Source organism: Microbacterium sp. Kw_RZR3, from assembly GCF_029222405.1.
Lineage (GTDB): Bacteria > Actinomycetota > Actinomycetes > Actinomycetales > Microbacteriaceae > Microbacterium.
This window is the reverse complement of the sequence record NZ_JARHXC010000019.1, coordinates 1-3,334: the sequence shown is the minus strand read 5'-3', so window position 1 is coordinate 3,334 and position 3,334 is coordinate 1. Positions and strand designations below refer to the sequence as shown.

General features: G+C 66.5%; 5 protein-coding genes. 2 read left to right on the top strand and 3 right to left on the bottom strand.

Annotation, left to right across the window (positions count from 1 at the left end):
* Positions 1–296: XdhC family protein (locus P2P98_RS00660; protein ID WP_275796209.1), on the bottom strand; the 296-nt coding region annotated here is incomplete at its 3' end.
* A 51-nt stretch (positions 297–347) separates the two neighbouring features.
* On the opposite strand from P2P98_RS00660, the gene P2P98_RS00655 reads away from it, so the two are divergent.
* Positions 348–917, top strand: coding sequence for a nucleotidyltransferase family protein (locus P2P98_RS00655; RefSeq protein WP_275796211.1), 570 nt, complete (start codon positions 348–350; stop codon positions 915–917).
* Positions 918–1,092: 175 nt separating this feature from the next.
* Here P2P98_RS00655 and P2P98_RS00650 read toward each other — a convergent pair whose 3' ends face one another.
* Together P2P98_RS00650 and P2P98_RS00645 are read right to left on the bottom strand one after the other, a co-directional pair.
* Positions 1,093–1,302 carry a hypothetical protein gene (locus P2P98_RS00650; RefSeq protein WP_275796207.1) on the bottom strand — a complete coding sequence of 70 codons (210 nt, stop codon included), beginning with the start codon at positions 1,300–1,302 and terminating at the stop codon, positions 1,093–1,095.
* 6 nt (positions 1,303–1,308) lie between these two features.
* A complete protein-coding gene (locus P2P98_RS00645; RefSeq protein ID WP_275796205.1) occupies positions 1,309–1,686 on the bottom strand; it encodes a hypothetical protein in 378 nt (125 codons plus the stop codon).
* 596 nt (positions 1,687–2,282) lie between these two features.
* Between P2P98_RS00645 and chvE the strand changes: the two genes are divergently transcribed.
* The coding region (gene chvE, locus P2P98_RS00640; RefSeq protein WP_275796203.1) for a multiple monosaccharide ABC transporter substrate-binding protein at positions 2,283–3,334 on the top strand (1,052 nt) is incomplete at its 3' end.

Here is a 3,334-nt window from a genome sequence, read left to right as displayed (position 1 = left end):
TCGACGGCCCCGCCGCACGCGAGCCCCGCGGCGATGGGCGTGACGACGCCGTCGTCCGAGAACCCGAAGCGTGCGCGACGCACCTCTCCCGTGCGCAGCGCGTCGAGGCCGAGCATCACGGCGTCGTTCTCGACGCAGCCGCCTGAGATCGACCCGATCACCCGCGCGTCCCGCGTGACGGCGAGCGTGGCGCCCACTCCGCGCGGAGCGCTGCGCACGACCGCGGTGACCGTGACCGCGGCGACGGGCACTCCCGCGTCGAGCAGCGGCAGCAGGTCGGCGGCCAGATCGAGCATGGACGCGACCGTACTCGGGGCGTGTTTCGTGCACGCTACGCTGTCGTGACCATGCCCGCCGCCGCCCTCGAACCGCCGTGCGGAGTGGTCCTGGCGGCGGGCGCGGGGCGCCGTTTCGGCGGCCCCAAGGCACTCGCGCGCACCCCCGCGGGCACGCCGTGGGTGGCCCTTGCGGTCCGCGCTCTGCGCGCGGGCGGGTGCGGCGAGATCCTCGTCGCACTCGGGGCGTCGGTCGGCGAGGCCGCCCCGCTCGTCCCGTCCGATGTCACGATCGTGCCCGTTCCCGACTGGGCGTCGGGCGTCTCGGCATCCCTTCGCGCGAGCCTTGCGTCCGCGGCATCCGGGACCTCTCCGGCCGCGGTCGTCATGCCGGTCGACACTCCGGATGCCAGCCCCGCGGCGATCGCACGCCTCGTCCGTCGCGCAGAGCCCGACGCGCTCGCGCAGGCGGTCTACGATGGCTCACCCGGACACCCCGTGCTGATCGGACGCGCGCATTGGGACGCGGTGAGCGCCGCGGTGAGCGGCGACATCGGGGCCCGGCCGTACCTGATCGCCCAGAACGCGGAGCTCGTGGAGTGCGGTGACCTGTGGTCCGGGATGGACCGCGACGAGCGTTGATTACGGTCTGATCACGGCCGGGGTGAATTTTGACGTGGCGGGAGAGAGCGGGGGCACCGCTCGGGACAGACAAATTCAAGGCAGCGAGCGGGCTGCTGACGACAAGGCGCAAAACCCCGTCGCAACTAAGCGGACCACGAGTTGGAGGGCCGACAACGAGCTCGGAAACGGTGCGCTAAGCGAGTCTTGCGCGGTAAACCCGGAAGGCGACGTAGCCGTGTCCGATCGCCACCAAGGCGACCAACGTGGCTGCCAAATAAGGAGTAAACGACGGCGCGTCGGCTCCGACCGCGGAGAGGGCGATGAACGGCACCGTGAGGCTGACCAGCACGCCCACGACGAACGACAACCCGAGAAGTGCGGTTACGAGCAGTTTGTCTCTCATGGTTCTTCAGCACCTGTACGTATTGAGGGTGAACGCGAAGTCGTCGCCGATTTTGTGCCAGGCGCCGTCTCCTTTGAGGTAGTTCTTGGCTTGGGTCGTGCCGCCAGCCCCATAGAACCACGCGCAAACTCCCTTGACGAGCAAATACCCATCTGCGTCCTTCATGGCGTCCCGTGAAGTCTGCCCGGGACGCAAAGAGGAAGTGACTCCGGTAGGGCGGCCCGCTGAGTTGCTCCAGTTGGATCCCACCAAGACGGAGAACTGCGAAGTGCTTGCGTTCTTCACCGTTCCGCAAAAGATCCATCGGCAATCGCTCGCTTGCGCCACGGCCGGCGCCTGAATGGTGATCAGTGTGGCGGCCATCAGCGCGCCGATGACGAACATGCGACGAAATCTCGTCGGATAGAACCGGCTTAGGTTCATTGCGAGCTCCTATCCTTTGGGGCGGCGGCGCGGCTCGTGGCCTGCGGGGAGTCCGCGCCTTCACTGATCGTGGCGAGGACGCGGACTCAGGCCTCCTGAGGGCCGTGAAACTCGCCAGTGAGATCATCTGGCGGCCCTAGATCGAGCGCCTGAAGTTCACCCGAGTCATGTTCGTCATGGTCTGTCTCCATGTGGCGGGCGCGATGATCGCGGGGCATTGTCTGAGAACGCGGCCTCGCACGATCAACCCCAAGCGCCGCGGTGAGCGGAGACATCGGGGCCCGGCCGTACCTGATCGCGCAGAATGCAGAACTCGTGGAGTGCGGTGACCTGTGGTCCGGGATGGACCGCGACGAGCGTTGATCACGGTCTGATCACGGCCGGGGTGAATTTTGACGTGGCTATAGACAAAACCCCCGCGGCTAGATAATTTTTCGGAGCCGTCATAATTGCGACGGCAACCAGAGAGCCGGGACGAAGGCGTACCCGATCTGTGCCGGGGAGGGCACGGGTACGACCATGGGGGTCCCTGCAGTTCAGAGAGGAACGCAGATCACATGCTGAAGAAAATCCTGACCGGTGCGGCCATCGCCGCACTCGCCGTCGGTCTCGGAGCGTGCAGCTCGGAGCGCGCGACCTCCGGCGGCGGCGACGCCTCCGGCGGCGGCACCGAGTGCAACGTCGGTATCGCGATGCCGACCCGAAGCCTCGAGCGCTGGATCAACGACGGCGAGCAGCTCCAGAAGAAGCTCACCGACGCCGGTTGCACCGTCGACCTGCAGTACGCCGACAACAAGACCGACCAGCAGATCAGCCAGATCCAGAACCAGATCTCGGGCGGAGCGAAGATCCTCGTGATCGCCGCGATCGACGGATCGACCCTGGGACCGGTGCTGCAGGAGGCCAAGGCGCAGAACGCCACGGTCATCGCCTACGACCGCCTCATCAACGGCAGCGAGAACGTCGACTACTACGCCACGTTCGACAACTACAAGGTCGGCACCCTCCAGGGTCAGTTCATCGAGGAGCAGCTCGGCCTCAAGGACGGCAAGGGTCCGTTCAACCTCGAGCCCTTCGCCGGCAGCCCCGACGACAACAACGCGAAGTTCTTCTTCGCCGGTGCGTGGGACGTGCTGAAGCCGTACGTCGACAAGGGCCAGCTGGTCGTTCCCAGCGGCAAGTCGCCGGCCAACGACGACGCGTGGGCGTCGATCGGCATCCAGGGCTGGGCGTCCGACAAGGCGCAGGCCGAGATGGACAACCGCCTCTCGTCGTTCTACGGCGACGGCAAGAAGGTCAACGTGGTGCTCTCGCCCAACGACAGCCTCGCCATCGGTATCGAGGCGTCGCTGAAGTCGGCCGGGTACACCCCGGGCGCCGACTACCCGATCATCACGGGCCAGGATGCCGACAAGGCCAACGTCAAGGCGATCCTCGACGGCGCTCAGGCGATGACCGTCTGGAAGGACACCCGCGCCCTCGGTGACCGCGTGTTCACGATGATCCAGGAGATCAAGGACGGCAAGACCGTCGAGGTCAACGACGAGAAGACCTACGACAACGGCAAGAAGGTCGTGCCCTCCTACCTGCTGACCCCCGAGGTCGTCGT

Coding starts and splice junctions, on each gene's coding strand:
- P2P98_RS00650 (WP_275796207.1), bottom strand. CDS start 1,302: ATGAGAGACAAACTGCTCGTAACCGCACTTCTCGGGTTGTCGTTCGTC.
- P2P98_RS00655 (WP_275796211.1), top strand. CDS start 348: ATGCCCGCCGCCGCCCTCGAACCGCCGTGCGGAGTGGTCCTGGCGGCG.
- P2P98_RS00645 (WP_275796205.1), bottom strand. CDS start 1,686: ATGTTCGTCATCGGCGCGCTGATGGCCGCCACACTGATCACCATTCAG.